This is a genomic window from Bosea sp. Tri-49, from assembly GCF_003952665.1.
Taxonomy (GTDB): Bacteria; Pseudomonadota; Alphaproteobacteria; order Rhizobiales; family Beijerinckiaceae; genus Allobosea.
On sequence record NZ_CP017946.1, the window covers coordinates 416331 to 431057 of the forward strand.

15 protein-coding genes are annotated in these 14727 nt (G+C 66.8%); 7 read left to right on the forward strand and 8 right to left on the reverse strand.

Annotation, left to right across the window (positions count from 1 at the left end):
- Positions 1 to 38 precede the first annotated feature (38 nt).
- The gene (locus BLM15_RS02075) at positions 39 to 2384 is read left to right on the forward strand and encodes a DNA translocase FtsK (RefSeq protein ID WP_335904816.1); all 2346 of its coding nucleotides are present in this window, start codon (positions 39 to 41) and stop codon (positions 2382 to 2384) included.
- 9 nt (positions 2385 to 2393) lie between these two features.
- Here BLM15_RS02075 and BLM15_RS02080 read toward each other — a convergent pair whose 3' ends face one another.
- Positions 2394 to 3023, reverse strand: a complete 630-nt coding sequence (locus BLM15_RS02080) for a hypothetical protein (RefSeq protein WP_126109912.1) — start codon at positions 3021 to 3023, stop codon at positions 2394 to 2396.
- A gap of 121 nt (positions 3024 to 3144) precedes the next feature.
- On the opposite strand from BLM15_RS02080, the gene BLM15_RS02085 reads away from it, so the two are divergent.
- On the forward strand, positions 3145 to 3408 hold the full coding sequence (locus tag BLM15_RS02085) for a hypothetical protein (protein WP_126109914.1): 264 nt from the start codon (positions 3145 to 3147) through the stop codon (positions 3406 to 3408).
- Positions 3409 to 3419: 11 nt separating this feature from the next.
- The gene (locus tag BLM15_RS02090) at positions 3420 to 3749 is read left to right on the forward strand and encodes a hypothetical protein (RefSeq protein WP_126109916.1); all 330 of its coding nucleotides are present in this window, start codon (positions 3420 to 3422) and stop codon (positions 3747 to 3749) included.
- Here the strand turns inward: BLM15_RS02090 and BLM15_RS02095 are convergent.
- From BLM15_RS02095 to BLM15_RS02110, 4 genes are all read right to left on the reverse strand, one after another.
- Positions 3710 to 5101 carry a M20 family metallopeptidase gene (locus BLM15_RS02095; RefSeq protein ID WP_126109918.1) on the reverse strand — a complete coding sequence of 464 codons (1392 nt, stop codon included), beginning with the start codon at positions 5099 to 5101 and terminating at the stop codon, positions 3710 to 3712. The two genes, BLM15_RS02090 and BLM15_RS02095, sit on opposite strands and share 40 nt — an antisense overlap.
- A gap of 21 nt (positions 5102 to 5122) precedes the next feature.
- Positions 5123 to 6019 carry an ABC transporter permease gene (locus BLM15_RS02100; protein ID WP_126109920.1) on the reverse strand — a complete coding sequence of 299 codons (897 nt, stop codon included), beginning with the start codon at positions 6017 to 6019 and terminating at the stop codon, positions 5123 to 5125.
- Between the two features lies 1 nt (position 6020).
- Positions 6021 to 6938 carry an ABC transporter permease gene (locus tag BLM15_RS02105; protein WP_126109922.1) on the reverse strand — a complete coding sequence of 306 codons (918 nt, stop codon included), beginning with the start codon at positions 6936 to 6938 and terminating at the stop codon, positions 6021 to 6023.
- Between the two features lie 140 nt (positions 6939 to 7078).
- Complete coding sequence (locus BLM15_RS02110; protein ID WP_126109924.1) at positions 7079 to 8605, reverse strand: ABC transporter substrate-binding protein; 1527 nt, start codon at positions 8603 to 8605, stop codon at positions 7079 to 7081.
- A 159-nt stretch (positions 8606 to 8764) separates the two neighbouring features.
- Here BLM15_RS02110 and BLM15_RS02115 point away from each other — a divergent pair, with 159 nt between their 5' ends.
- The gene (locus BLM15_RS02115; RefSeq protein ID WP_164547362.1) at positions 8765 to 9715 is read left to right on the forward strand and encodes a LysR family transcriptional regulator; all 951 of its coding nucleotides are present in this window, start codon (positions 8765 to 8767) and stop codon (positions 9713 to 9715) included.
- The gene (locus tag BLM15_RS02120) at positions 9712 to 11157 is read left to right on the forward strand and encodes an SNF2-related protein (RefSeq protein WP_236846494.1); all 1446 of its coding nucleotides are present in this window, start codon (positions 9712 to 9714) and stop codon (positions 11155 to 11157) included. Before BLM15_RS02115 ends, BLM15_RS02120 begins: the two co-directional genes overlap by 4 nt.
- Positions 11158 to 11287: 130 nt before the next feature.
- On the opposite strand, the gene BLM15_RS02125 is transcribed toward BLM15_RS02120, so the two are convergent.
- Entirely contained in the window at positions 11288 to 11470 is a 183-nt protein-coding gene (locus BLM15_RS02125) for a hypothetical protein (RefSeq protein ID WP_126109928.1), read from the reverse strand.
- A 124-nt stretch (positions 11471 to 11594) separates the two neighbouring features.
- Here BLM15_RS02125 and BLM15_RS02130 point away from each other — a divergent pair, with 124 nt between their 5' ends.
- A complete protein-coding gene (locus tag BLM15_RS02130; RefSeq protein ID WP_126109930.1) occupies positions 11595 to 12356 on the forward strand; it encodes an SDR family NAD(P)-dependent oxidoreductase in 762 nt (253 codons plus the stop codon).
- Positions 12357 to 12414: 58 nt separating this feature from the next.
- Positions 12415 to 12813: a VOC family protein gene (locus BLM15_RS02135; protein WP_126109932.1), complete on the forward strand. Its 399-nt coding sequence runs from the start codon at positions 12415 to 12417 to the stop codon at positions 12811 to 12813.
- Here BLM15_RS02135 and puuE read toward each other — a convergent pair.
- Positions 12810 to 14234 (reverse strand): allantoinase PuuE, encoded by a 1425-nt coding sequence (puuE, locus tag BLM15_RS02140; protein WP_126109934.1) that lies wholly within the window; start codon positions 14232 to 14234, stop codon positions 12810 to 12812. The genes BLM15_RS02135 and puuE overlap by 4 nt on opposite strands.
- A gap of 67 nt (positions 14235 to 14301) precedes the next feature.
- Positions 14302 to 14655 carry a hydroxyisourate hydrolase gene (gene uraH, locus BLM15_RS02145; protein ID WP_126109936.1) on the reverse strand — a complete coding sequence of 118 codons (354 nt, stop codon included), beginning with the start codon at positions 14653 to 14655 and terminating at the stop codon, positions 14302 to 14304.
- Between the last annotated feature and the right edge of the window lie 72 nt (positions 14656 to 14727).

A 14727-nucleotide genomic window follows, 5' to 3' on the forward strand; every position in this document is an offset into this window, starting at 1 on the left:
CGGCTCCGGTCGATCGCCGGACATCCGTAGCACCGGGTGTGCCAGGGCTCGTGCGCTTCGGGCGCACGCCCGACAAGGTTCGCCGGCAGGAGGTCGAGAGCGCTGCCGTCGAGGCGGCGACTCCGCTGCCAGGACCTGCGCCGGAAGCGCCCGTCGATCCCGACCGCGTCCGCTATTGGCGGACCCCGCGGCACATGCTCCAGCAGGTCTGGGGAGGCGGGTCGCCCGAGGCGCCGCTGCCCGAGGCCACGTCGCAGGTCGAAGCCGAGATGGCGGAGGAGGGCGAGGATGCCCTGATCGCTCCGGCAGTCGATGTACCGCTGCCGGATGAGAGCCCGGCCGAGGCGGTCACGACCCCGTTCGCCTTCCTCTCCGACGCTGCCTTCTGGGAATTCATCCCGGACGCCGAGCAGGAGGACGAGGCAACATTCGAGACCGCGCCGCCGGTCCGCGCATCCAGGGCGCCGCTGGCGATGGCCCAGCCTATCGCGCCGGTGGCAGTGGCCGAGTCGGCGCGCCCGGCGCCTGCTCCGATTCCCGCGACTGCCTCGGCGACGATGACCTTCGGCTGGACGCAGCCCTATCGTTTTGAGCTGAGCCTCACGCCGCCTGCTCTACAGGTCGTTGCACCGGCTCCTGCGCCGGCGATCTCGGTTCGCGCGTCGAAGGCCTTGGCTCCGGCGCCGGCTCCGCGCCGCAGGATCATGGGGCAGCTCGCGCCAGCCGCAGCGCCCGTGCCGAAGGCGGTCGCGGCGGAGGCTGTGCCCGCTTCCGTGCAGCCGAAGGTTTCAGTCGTGCCTTCTGCGCCAAAGCTGCGCGCCGTCGCCCTGCAGCCGCGGCCGGCCGCATTCCATGGCTTCGAATTGCCGCCGATCGAGTTCCTGGCCGAGCCGCCGCAGATCGCGGCAACGATCCCGATCGAGCTCATCCAGCAGAATTCCGGACTGCTCGAGGGGATTCTGGAGGACTTCAACGTTCGTGGCGAGGTGGTTCAGGCCTGCCCCGGCCCCGTCGTCACTCTCTACGAGCTTGAGCCGGCCCCCGGCACCAAATCCTCGCGCGTCATCTCGCTTGCCGACGACATCGCGCGGTCGATGAGCGCGGTGTCGGCGCGTGTTGCGGTGGTGCAGGGCAAGAACGCGATCGGCATCGAGCTGCCCAACGCCAAGCGCGAGACCGTCTTCCTGCGCGAATTGCTCGCCAGCCAGGATTTCGAGGGCACCAAGCACAAGCTCGCGCTCTGCCTCGGCAAGACCATCGGCGGCGAGCCGGTGATCGCGGACTTGGCACGTATGCCCCACCTTCTAGTGGCGGGCACCACCGGCTCGGGCAAGTCGGTCGCAATCAACACCATGATCCTGTCGATCCTCTACCGGCTGAAGCCGGAGGAGTGCCGGCTGATCATGGTCGATCCCAAGATGCTCGAGCTTTCCGTCTATGACGGCATCCCGCATCTGCTCACCCCCGTCGTCACCGACCCGAAGAAGGCGGTCGTCGCCCTGAAATGGGCGGTGCGCGAGATGGAGGAGCGCTACAAGAAGATGTCGAAGCTCGGTGTGCGCAACATCGACGGGTTTAATTTACGAGTGGCGGAGGCGGCCGCGGCAGGAGAGGTCATCACCCGCACGGTCCAGACCGGCTTCGACAAGCATTCGGGCGAGGCGATCTACGAGGAGGAGGCGATGGACCTGTCGCCTCTGCCCTATATCGTCGTGATCGTCGACGAGATGGCCGACCTGATGATGGTCGCCGGCAAGGAGATCGAGGGCACGATCCAGCGCCTGGCGCAGATGGCCCGCGCCGCCGGCATCCATGTGGTCCTCGCGACGCAGCGGCCTTCGGTCGACGTGATCACCGGCACGATCAAGGCGAACTTCCCGACGCGCATCTCCTTCCAGGTCACCAGCAAGATCGACAGCCGCACCATCCTCGGCGAGATGGGCGCCGAGCAGCTGCTCGGCCAGGGCGACATGCTCTACATGGCCGGCGGCGGCCGGATCACCCGGGTGCACGGCCCGTTCGTCTCGGACGCCGAGGTCGAGAAGGTGGTGGCGCATCTGAAGACGCAAGGGCGGCCTGACTATCTCGACGCGGTCACCGCCGAGGAGGAGGCCGGCACGGCTGAGGACGAGGACGGGGCGGTCTTCGACAAGAGCGCCATGGGCGCCGAAAGCGACGACCCCTACGAGCAGGCGGTCGCGGTGGTCCTGCGCGACAAGAAGGCCTCGACCTCCTACATCCAGCGCCGCCTGCAGATCGGCTACAACCGCGCCGCCTCGATCATGGAGCGGATGGAGAACGAAGGCATCGTCGGCCCCGCCAACCACGCCGGCAAACGCGAGATCCTCGTCGAAGCCGGTAGAGCACGCGAAGACGAGGACTGAGGCGCGGGCTCAGTCCGACCAGGACAGCAGGATCTCGTAGGCCGTCGGTTTGACCAGGCGCATATCCGGGTTGGACGAGGAGAATTCCTTGTCGCCCGAGAGCCGGTCGAGCGCCTTGGCATCAGCGCCCTTGGGATAGCCGAAGCGGATCGTCAGCTTGCAGCCGCCGAAGGCCTTCGCGAGCTTGCCGCCCTGCCAGTCGGCGGCGGTGCCGGAATAGTCCCAGTCGAAGCCGAGGATGCTGAAGGGCTTGCCATTGGCGGCCTCGACCGCCGCGAGCGCACTGCCGATCCCGAGACGCTCACCCGCCGGTCCGGCCACCGCCCAGCCTGAGCCCTCGCGGACATAGATCGTGCCGGGTCCACGGCGCTTCTTGCCGTCGTGCCAGATCAGTTCGAGCCGGCGCTTCTTGTCCTTTGGGAAGAGGATGGCGCCGGTCGCCTTCTCGCCCTCGCCGATCTCGATGCGGGCGCGCTGGACGTTGCCCGCGCCAAAAGCCTTGATCAAGGCCGCCTCGTCGGCATCGCGGGCGAAGGGGCCGTTGCAGGCGAGAAGGTCGGCCGTCTGAGCTTGAGCAGGGCTCGCCGCGGCGATCAGGGCAAGAGCCGCGAACCGGAGCATTGAAGCGGCGATCTGCATCGACGAATCCGATCTGTTGACGTTTGGCATGGTTGCCTGCTTCAGCCATTGCGGTGGTCTGAGCCCGGACCGAACCTTTGCGGGGCGCAAGCGTTTCCTCAGAGATTAAGAGGATGACGCGATGACAGCTATTCACCAGGCCGGAGGACAGCCGGGCGGCGCGCCGACGAGCCCGACGCCGCCGCCGGAATTGCCGCCGATGAACCCGGGCGAGGTGGCGCCGGCGCCACCGATCGAGAACCCGCCGGACAACGAGCCGAACGGCATTCCGAACGATCCGCCACCGGAACTGCCGCCGAACGCGCCGCCCGAAGGGCCGCCAGCGACGCCGATCGATCTGCCGCCGGCGCGCGATCCGCGCGAGCCGCAGGAGTCTGGCCGATAGGAGAGCGCTTTATGGATGACGATCTCGCCGGCATGACGCCGGAGCAACTGATCGCGGAGGTCAGGCGCCTGCGCGCCGGCATCCGCGCGCATCGCGATTCATCCGGGCACGATCTCTGCTGGCACCACCCACAGCTCTGGGGCCTGCTACCCGAGCAGATCGATCCCGAGATCGCGGTGCCGCCCTGGCCGAAATTTCTGCGCGGCTGCCTGCACTATCGCGAGAGCCTGGAGCGGCAGCGTCCGGACGCTGCCGTCTTTGATCGGGAGTATGGTGAGGGCGACCGGCAGGCCGCCGCGCCTCAGAGCGCCGGTCGGTCGCTCTCGCCAAGGTCCCAGTAGAGCCCGGCCATCAGGCCCAGCGCCTCGCGCGGGATCGCGACCGGGACGTGCTCGTTCGGGGCGTGCTGCGAGCAGCCGGGATAGGAATGCGGCACCCAGATCGTACGCATGCCGACGATATCGGCGAAGATGTCGTTGGGCAGGCCGCCGCCGAGATTGGGAAGAAGCGCCGGCTTCTTGTTGGTGCTCTTCTGGAGCGAGGCCAGCGCCCATTCGACCCACGGATCATCGGGGTCGAGCCGCGTCGCGTTGAAGACCGCATCGCGCGCCTTGGTGATCTCGACCATGCCGAAGCCGTGTCGGTCGAAATGGCGGCGCAGCGCCGGCATGACGTCGTCGGGATCGATGCCGACGACGAAGCGGAGCGCACAGCGGGCCCAGGCGCTAGGCGGCACGGCGTTGACCGGGGTTTCCGGCACGCCGGACTTCATCGCCAGCACGTCGAAGGAGCACCAGCCGAAGACCTGCTCCGCCGGCGACAGGCCGGGCTCGCCCCATTCGCGATCAATGGTCGGGCCGTCCGGGCCGCCGTCGATCTCGCAATCGGCAAGGGCCTTGCGCACAGCCGCCGGCAATTCCTTCGGCACCCATTCATGGATGCGGATCTGGCCGGTCGGCGAGGTGATCGAGGCGATGGCGTGGGCGAGCTGGATCGCCGGGTCGGACAGGATGCCGCCCCAGTTGCCGGAGTGGTGGCCGCCCTCGCGGGCGTTGATGGTGAGGTCGAAAGTGACGCCGCCGCGGGCGCCCAAGAAGATGGTCGGGCGCTCGGCATTGAGGCGCGGCCCGTCGGAGGCGATCAGCACGTCCGACTTGAACAGCTCCTTCTGCTCGGTGCAGAGCTCGCGCAGGCCGGGCGAGCCGCATTCCTCGCCCATCTCGATCAGGTATTTGACGTTGAAGCCGAGCGTGCCGCCGCGCGTCTCCAGCACGGATTTCAGCGCGCTGATGTTGATCAGGTGCTGACCCTTGTTGTCGACGACGCCGCGGCCGTACCAGCGGTCACCGCGCTCGGTGAGGGTCCAGGGCGAGAGACCCTCGGCCCATTGCGCGTCGAGGCCGCGAATGACGTCGCCATGGCCGTAGCCGAAGATCGTGGGCAGGCCTTCAGCCTCGATACGCTGAGCGAAGAGAAATGGGCCCTTGGCCTTGGGGTGGTTCAGCGTCTGGCAGGAGAAGCCGAGGCTCTCCAGTAGCGGCTGCATTTCCTTTTCCAGATACTCGGTGAGCACCGGGGCGCGCTCGGGATTCTGGCTCTCGGTCGGCATGGCGATGAGCCGCGACAGGTCGCTCTTGAAGCTGCCGGAGTCGAAATAGTCGAGCGCATGGGCGATGGCCTTGGCGCGAGTCATGGTGGTCACTCCGTTGCAGGATCAGTTGCGCTTTTCGGGCGAGATCACGTCGCGCAGGCCGTCGCCGGCGAGGTTGATCGCGAAGATCAGCAGGGCCAGCGCCGTGCCGGGCAGGGCGATCAGCCAGAACGAGAAGAACATGTAGGCCTTGGCCTCCGAGACCATCAGGCCCCAGGACGGCAGCGGCGGCTGGACGCCGAGGCCGAGGAAGGAGAGCGCGGCTTCGAGCAGGATGGCGCTTGCTGCTTCGAGCGTCGCCACCACGATCAGGTGCGGGGCGATGTTGGGCAGGACCTCGCGCAGGATGATGCGGGTCGTGCTCGCGCCCGAGGCCTGCGCCGCGGTGATGTAGTCGAGCGAGCGGACCTGCTGCGTCGCGCTGCGCATCACCACGGCGAAGCGGTCCCATTTCAACAGGCCGAGCACCAGGATGACGATCCAGAGCGAGGAGCCGATGATGGCGACGACGGCGAGCGCCACCAGGATCACCGGCATGGCGAGGCGGGTCGTCAGTATGAAGGTCATCGCCATGTCGATGCGGCCCCCGAAATAGCCGGCGAGCAGGCCCATGGTCGTGCCGATCAGCCCGGCGATGGCGACGACGCTGATGCCGATCAGCAGCGAGATGCGGGCGCCGTAGAGCAGGCGCGAGATATAATCGCGCCCGAGCGGGTCGGTGCCGAGCGGGTGGATCCAGTTGCCCTTCTCGTACCAGAACGGCGGGACGTTCCGCGCCGTCAGGTTCTGCAGATAGGGATCGTGCGGCGCTAGCACCGGCGCGAGCAGAGCCAGCACCACGAACAGCAGCAGCAGGCCGAAGCCGAACAGGAAGGACTTCTGGGCCAGCGCCCGGCGCAGCAAACGGCGCCCGCCGGTGATGTCGCTGGCCGCGAGGGGGAGTGAGGTCGCGTCGCTCATCTCAGGCCACCCGGATGCGCGGATCGAGCCAAGCATTGGCGATGTCGCCAAGCAGCGTCAGCAGGACGTAGACGACCGAGAGCAGCAGGACGATGACCTGCATGACCGGGAAATCCTTGTAGGTGATGCTCTGATAGGCGAGGTAGCCGAGCCCATCGAGCGCGAAGATCGTCTCGACGACGACTGAGCCGCCGAGCAGATGGCCGAGCTGCACCGCCGTCAGCGCCACGACCGGCACGGCGGCGTTACGCAGCGCATGGGTGATGACGACGGCATAGGGCGAGAGACCCTTGGCGCGGGCGGTGCGGATATAGTCGGCCGAGAGCACCTCGACCATGCCGGCGCGGATCAGCCGCATGAAGGGTGGCGCGGTGTAGTAGCCGAGCGCGATCGTCGGCATGACGTAATGCAGCCAGCTGCCCGAGCCGGAGACCGGCAGCCAGCGCAGCGTGATCGAGAACAGCATCACCAGGATCAGCGCGAAGAAGAAGTTCGGCATCGCCTGGCCGAAGACGGCGATGGCGAGGGCCAGCCGGTCGATCCAGCTGTTGGAATAGATCGCGGCGAGCACGCCGAGCGGGATCGAGATCGCCAGCGCGAAGGCGAGCGAGGAGACACCGAGGATCAGCGTCACCGGCAGCTTGGCGAAGACCAGCGTGGCGACGTCGGTCTTGAAGTAGATCGAGGTGCCGAAATCGCCGGAGAGCGTCTTCAGCAGCCAGTCGAGGTACTGGACGACGAGCGGACGATCGAGCCCGTAGGTCTCGCGGATGACGTCGAGATCGGCCTGCTGCGCACCCTCGCCGGCGATCGCGACCGCGATGTCGCCGGAAAGGCGCAACAGGAAAAAGGCGATGGCCGAGACCGCGAGCGCGACGAGTAGCGCCAGGCCGAGCCGTTTGACGATGAAGCCGAGCATTGGCTTGCTTCCAAATGTGAGGTTATGCCGACGCGGGCCAAAGAGAAGGCCCGCGCGTCATGGTCGGCCTTGAGCCGACCATCTCTTTCAGGAGATTCTCGGGTCTGCGCTTCGCTGCGCCTGAGAATGACGCTTGCGCGTCACTTCCAGCCCATCTCCCAGAAGCGGACGAGCTCGTCCGGATAGGCCTTGAAGTTCAAGTCCTTGTTGGCGACGTAGTAGACCGGCAGCGAATAGAGCGGCACGGCATAGGCCTTGTCGGCGATGATCTTCAGGCCGGCCTTGTAGGCCTCCTTGCGCACCGCCGGATCGACCGAGTTGTTGCCCTTCTCCAGCAGGTCACGCACCTGCGGATCGCGGGTGATGTCCTCGCTGCGGAAGGCGAAGTAGTTCGGCGTCGCGGCCGAGACGTCGTTGACCGAGAACGAGCCCCAGGTCTGGTGCGTCAGCATCGCCTTGTTGCTGGCGATCTGCTCGCGCATCGCGGCGTATTGCAGGAAGCGCAGATTGGTCTTGATGCCGACGGCCTGGAGATAGCCGATCAGCGCCTCGGTCTGGTTGCGCTCGCGATAGGCGACGATGTCCATGGTCAGGCTGGGATGGCCGGCTTCCGCCAGCAGCGCCTTGGCCTTGGCGGGATCGTAGGCGTAGCGCGCCGCGCCCTCGTCGGTGCAGCCGAACTGCGAGGGGAAGCAGATCGTGTTGATGACGCGCGAGCCCGTGCCGACGATGTTCTTGACCATCGCCTCGCGGTCGATGGCGTGGATGATCGCCTTGCGGACGCGCTCGTCCTTGAGGGCCGGGGCCGGGCCGTTCTCGAGGATGTTCATCTGCATGAAGACGATGCGCATCGTCTCGCCGGAGACGACCTGCAGCGTCGGCACGGCCTGGAGTTGGTCGGCCTGGTCCTTCGGCACGTGCATGATCAGGTCGGCGCCGCCCGAGAGCATCTCGGCCATCTGGGTCTGGCGATCCGGGATGAAGCGGATCTCGAACTTGCCGATCTTGGGCTGCGGCTTCGGCGAATCCTTGAAATAGTCCTTGTTGAGCTCAAGCGAGATCGACTTGCCCGGCACGTAGTTGGTGACCTTGTAGGGGCCCGAGCCGACCGGCTTCTCGTTCTGGCCCTTGGGGCCGACCTTCTCGTAATACTCGTTCGGATGGATCACGACCGGGCCGGCGAGATACTCGATCGCGGCCGGGAAGATATCCTTGGTGGTCAGCCGGACCTTGTACTTGTCGAGCTTCTCAGCCTTGGCGATCCAGTTGACGTTGCCCTGGGTGACAACCTTGTTCTCGGTCTTGGAGATGAAGTTCAGCGTGTAGACGACGTCGTCGGCGTCGAACTCCTCGCCATTGTGGAACTTCACGCCTTCGCGCAGCTCGAAGTCGATGGTCTTGTCGTCGACCTGCTTCCAGCTCTTGGCGAGCTGACCCTTGTACTCGTTGGTGTTCGGGTCGCGGTAGATCAGCGTGTCCCAGACATTGGCGCCGATGATGACACCGATGCGGACATTGTTGAAGAACGGATCGACGCTTTCCGGCGCCTGGTCATAGGCGAAGCGGACGGTGTTGGCGGCCTTCTGGGCGAAGGCGGGCGTCGCCAGAGCGGTCGCAGCCAGAATGGTTGCGGCCAGGGCCGTTGAGGCCTTGTCGAAGAAGCGCATGTTTTCCCCTCACAGCGTTGTCGCTTGTTTCTTTCGGCGGGCAGCCATGGGCCACCGTCACGCCGGCGACACAAACTCTGCACAGCTTCGTGCTTGCCGCCATAAGAATGAATCGAAAGGATCGTTGCCGGGACGGCAATGGTTGGCTACTGCACGCCCATGCAGACTCCGGCCTTGCGGTATTTCCTGGCGGTGGTGCGGACCGGCTCGGTCAGCGCCGCGGCGCAGCGCCTGCGCGTCGCCGCCTCCGCCGTCAGCCGCCAGATCGCCAATCTCGAGAAGGAGCTGGATGCAGCCCTGTTCGAGCGGCGCTCGCACGGCATGATCCTGACCCAGGCCGGACAGACGCTTGCGGCCTATGCCCAGCGGCTCGAACTGGAGAGCGAGCAGGTCGTCAGCGAGATCCGCGAATTGCGCGGCGCGAGCAAGGGGCTGATCCGCCTCGGCGTCACCGAGGGCTTCGCCGTCAGCTTCATCCCCGAGGTGATCTTCGCCTTCCGCCAGCAGCATCCGGACGTCGCCTTCGACGTCAAGGTGATGTCGCCGCAGGTGGTCACCGAGCATGTCCGCACCGGCACGATCGATCTGGGGCTGACCTTCGTGCTGCAGCAGGAGCGCGGCGTCACCATCAACTGGCAATGCGCGGCGCGGACCTATGCCTTCGTCGCGCCGCACCACCCGCTGGCAGGCAAGGACGCGGTCAGGATCGAGGACATCTTCGTTCACCCGGTCGCGGTGCTCGACAGCGAGGCGACGGTGCGCAAGATCGTCGATATCTATTTCTCAGCGCGCGGGCTGACCGTCGACGCCGTCCTGACCTCGACCAATGTCGCGAGCCTGCGCCATTTCTGTAAACTCGGCGGCGCCGTGATGTTCGCAAGCTCGATTACCTTCGGCGCCTCGATCCGAGACGGTTCGGTGGTGGCGCTGCCGCTGCGAGATGGCGACCTGCCGCCGCGCAGCCTGCAGATCCAGACCATGTCGGGCCGGGCGCTGCCCAAGGTGGTGACGAATTTCATGAGCGTGCTGATCGAGGAACTGCAGCGCGCCGACGTGCTCGCGGCGATGGCGACCGAGCCGGCTGCGGCTCCCGAGGCCCGGCAGGCATGAGCGTTCCAGCGAAGGGCAATGCGCCCGAGATCATGGTGCCGCATGCGCACCAGCTCGTCGCGCGCGATGCGATCCTGGCGGCGCGGGCGGCGGGCAAGCCGGGCTTTCTGCTCGGCGACCTGACCGGGCTTGGCAAGACGCTCTCGGCCTGGCTCGCCATCTCGGCGATGCCGGAGCAGGAGGTTCTGGTGATCTGCCCCAAGGGCGCGATCCCGCAATGGCGGCGCACCATCGCCCATGCCGGACTGCCGGCGAAGAAGCTCACCCTGATGAACTTCGAGCGGACCAAGTCGCTGCTCGCCCCGCCGCCGGCCAGCAGCAAGCGCTCGACCCGGGCGAAGAACAATGAACTCGCCAAGCACGGCACGCCGAAGCGGGTCTGGCCGCTGGTCGTGATCGACGAGGCCCATCGCATCCGCAATCCGAACTCGCAGCAGGGGTTGGTCTGCCGGCAGATGGCGGCCTCCGCGCAGTTCACGATCTATATGAGCGCGACCGCTGGGCAGGCGCCGCATGAGCTTTCCTATCTCGCACGGCTGCTCGCCGGTGCGACAGGTGCGCCCGGCGGCGATCTCGACGGCTTCCGGGCGCTGATGAAGCGCCTGAGGATGGGCAAGGCCAAGGGGCGCTGGAAGAACTGGAGCTGGGAGCCGAACGAGAGCGATCGCAAGGTGATGGCAGGTCTGCTCTATCGCGGCGTCAACGCCATCGGGCTCAGGCGCCGGCCGGAGGAGATCGCCGGCTGGCCGGAGGTGCAGCGCGAGCTCGCACCGGTCGCGCTCGATAGCGCCGAGCGCAAGCTTTATGAGGCGACATGGCGTGAGTTCCGGCGCGAACTCGGCCTCGCCGGCGGCTCGACCCGCAAGCCGGCCGGCTGGGCTGCCGATTTGCGCTTCCGTCAGAAGGCGAGCCTGCTGCGCACCGCCGGCACGGCCGAGTTCTGCCAGGACCTGCTGGAGAATGACGAGCAGGTCGCGATCTCCGTCGCCTTCCTGGAGACCGGGGCGATGCTGGCCGAGAAGCTCTCAGGCAAGGGCTGGCGCGTCGGCTCGATCACCGGCGAGTATTCCGGCGAAGCCAATGAGGCGACGCGCCTCGCCTTCCAGACCGGCAAGCTCGACGCCGTCGTCTTCACCGTGACCGAGTCGATCTCGCTGCATAAGGCCGAGATTCCCGGCGGCGAGCGCGAGCGGGCGCTCGTGGTCCATGACCTCCGCCACAGCGCGATCCAGCTGCAGCAGATCGAGGGTCGCTGCCATCGCGACGGCCAGCACGCGACGATCTTCTACGCCTATGCAGAAGACACGGTGGAAGAGAAGGTCGCCGCGACCGTGCTCGCCCGCATGGCGGCGATGGAAGGCCTTGCCGGCGATGAGACCGCAATGCTCGACGCGATCGCGGGGGAGGTCGAGCGGGCTGCGCTGGCGCGGGAGGCGGCTTAGCCGCGGCTCTATCCGTCATGGTCGGGCTTGTCCCGACCACCCACGTCTTCGCTTCGCTGATCAAGTGCGGTGTTCAAGACGTGGATGCTCGCCACAAGGGCGAGCATGACGGTGTGGGAGCGCTGATCGTTCAATTCATCTGCGAGCGCGGCTGTTCGTCCGGCGTGCGCTCGCCGACGCGCTTGGCCTGGTCGACGACACGCTCGGTCGCTCCAACCGCCTTGTACCAGAGGTCGCGCGTATAGGCGCCCTGATGGACAATGGCGTCGTAGCCGATCGCAATGACCGCGATCACCAGCAGAATGCGAAACATGGGAAATCCCCCGTCCAAATGGCCCTCGGCAGGGAACGCCCGGGCGGGGGCGGGGTTCCGACGTGGCGAGGTTGACCGCTGCTGCGCGGCATTGTCCCTTCCCACCGGCGGGGAGGCGCATCGGATGTTCGACGATCTCAAGGGCAAGCGGGTTCTGGTGACGGGCGCCTCCTCAGGGCTCGGCGCGCATTTCGCCCGGCTGCTTGCGGGCAAAGGCGCACTGGTCGCCGCCGCGGCGCGTCGGACCGAGCGGCTTCAGGAGCTTGCGCGTGAATGCGAGGGACTGCTGGGCCGAGTTGTGCCGCTTGCGCTCGATGTGAGTTCGGTCGCGGCGATCGAGGCTGGCGTCACCGAGGCTTCCAAGCTGCTCGGCGGGCTCGATGTGCTCGTCAACAATGCCGGCGTCGGCGAGACGGAAGCTGCGCTTTCGGTCAGCGAGGCGCAATGGGACGCGCAGCTCGACGTCAACCTGAAGGGCTGTTTCTTCGCCGCGCAGTCAGCGGCGAAGGTCATGGCGGAGCAGGAAGGCGGTGGGGCGATCGTCAGCATCGCCTCGATCCTGGGCGAGCGCGTCGCGGGCAGGGTCGCGCCCTATGCGATCTCCAAGGCCGGGCTGATCCAGATGACCAAGGCGCTGGCGCTGGAATGGGCGCGGCATGCGATCAGGGTCAACGCGTTGGCGCCGGGCTATATCGTCACCGACATCAACCGCGAGTTCTTCGCCGGGGAGGCGGGCGAGGCCTTGAAGAAGCGCATCCCGATGCGCCGGGCCGGCGAGCTTGACGATCTCGACGGGCCGCTCTTGCTGCTCTGCTCCGATGCCGGGCGCTACATGACCGGCGCGGTGGTCGCCGTCGATGGCGGCCATCTGGTCAGCGGGCTGTAGGCGGCGCAGGAACAGCGGCAGTCGGTCTACGTTTCTTCGCAAGAAGCAGGAGGACGCCATGCACAAGCCCGAGGGGCACAACGCCGTCTCGCCCTATCTCCTTGTCGCAGATGCCGAACAGGCGCTCGTCTTCGCCAAGGCGGTGTTCGGCAGCGATCCGAGCTTCATCGCCCGGCGCGCGGATGGCGGGATCATGCATGCCGAGTTCAGGATCGACGATTCGATCGTGATGCTCGGGCAGGCGCCGGGCGGGCTGGAGTGCCATGTCCATGTCTATGTCGCCGATCCCGATGCCCTGATCGAGAAGGGGGTAGCGGCCGGCGGCACGCTGGTGCAGGCGCCCTCCGAGAAGGGCGACGGCGACCGCCGCGGCGGGGTCAAGGACCCGGCCGGGACGACCTGGTGGCTGGCGCGGCAGGTCGATCCCGAGGGGCGGAGGCGGACGAACAAATCCTAGCCGGCGGGCAGCAAGTCCTTCAGCCGGATCAGGGCGATCTTCTCGACCTCAGCCAGCGCCGTCGCGAATTCCTGTTCCGGCGTACTCTTCAACCGCTCTTCGAAGGAGGCGAGGATATCCGCCTTCGTCAGCCCCTTGACCGCCAGGATGAAGGGGATGCCGAAGCGCGCCTTGTAGGCCTCGTTCAGCGCGGTGAAGCGGGCGCGCTCGTCCGATGTCAGGCGATCGAGCCCGGCCGAGCCCTGCTCATTGGCTGATTCCGGTGTCAGTTCGCCGGCGGCGGCGATCTTGCCGGCAAGGTCGGGATGGGCGTCGAGCAGCGCCTTCTGGCATTCGCGCGTGGCCTTGCGCATCACCGCGACCATCGCTTGGTGCAGGCCCTCCGCATTGTCCTGCGCTGGCGAGAGACCGGCTGCATGAGTCTCCTGCGCGATCCAGGGCGAGTGCTCCCAGACGCGGCCATAGACTTCGGTGAACAGCGCCTGTGGCAGGCGCGACGGCTTGTAGCCGCCGGCAGGCGGATGTGCCCTGACCCAGTGGCGAGCGATGTCGAGCCGGGTCGCGACCCAGACGCGATCATGGCTCTGGACATAGTCGAGGAAGCGGGCAAGCGCGGCGGCGCGGCCGGGCCGGCCGACGAGCCGGCAATGCAGGCCGACCGACATCATCTTCGGCGCGGCCTCGCCCTCGGCATAGAGCGTGTCGAACGAATCCTTGAGATAGGCGAAGAACTGGTCGCCGGCGTTGAAGCCCTGCGGCGTGGCGAAGCGCATGTCGTTGGCGTCGAGCGTATAGGGCACGGCGAGCTGCGGGCCGTGCGGGCCCTCGAGCCAGTAGGGCAGTTCATCGGCATAGACGTCGGCGGTGTAGAGAAAGCCGCCTTCCTCCATGGTAAGGGGGATGGTGTTCTGCGAGGTGCGGCCCTGGTAGCAGCCGAGCGGGCGTTCGCCGGCGATCTCGCTCTGGATGCGGATCGCCTCGGCGATATGCGCGCGCTCGGTCTCGGCGGGCAGGTCACGATAGTCGATCCATTTCAGGCCGTGGGTGGCGATCTCCCAGCCGGCCTCCTGCATCGATGCGACGATCTCGGGGTAGCGCTGCAGCGCCGAAGCGACGGCGAAGACCGTGACCGGCATGTTCCGCTCGGTGAACATGCGCCAGAGCCGCCAATAGCCGGCGCGCGAGCCGTATTCGTAGATCGACTCCATGTTCATGTGGCGCTGGCCGGGCCAGGGTGCCGCGCCGACGATCTCGGAAAGGAAGGCTTCCGAGGCGGCATCGCCATGCAGGATGTTGTTCTCGCCGCCTTCCTCGTAGTTGACCACGAACTGCACGGCGATGCGGGCCTGCCCCGGCCAGTGCGGATGCGGCGGATTACGGCCGTAGCCGACAAGATCGCGTGGGTAGGGGGAGGTGTTCATCGATCGATTCAAGTCCATGCGACGGTGATTCAAGTGCGGCTCGCAAGCCGTTGGCGACAGGGTCGTTTCAGCTGCCGCGATAGGTCGAGTAGCTCCAGGGCGAGGCGAGCAGGGGGACATGGTAATGCCCCTGCGGCTCGGCGATGGCGAAGCGGATCGGCACGAGATCGAGGAAGGCGGGCTCGGGCAGTTTTGTTCCGAGATGGCGGAAATAGTCGCCGATCGCGAAGGTCAGCTCATAGCTGCCGACCGGCAACGTGCCTGTTAGCAAGGGCGCATCGGTTCGGCCATCGGCATTGGTCACGGTGTCAACCACACGCTCGCGGCTGCCATCTGGCAGCAGCGCATCGAGCGCGATCGCGACGCCCGCGGCCGGCTTGCCGTGGACCGTATCGAGCACATGCGTCGACAGGCGCCCCATGCCTTGAACCTCTCGTTGAAGCCGCGCCGTGCGGCCGGAATGCCGCTTGCCTTCCGAGGGCGCGAACCTAGT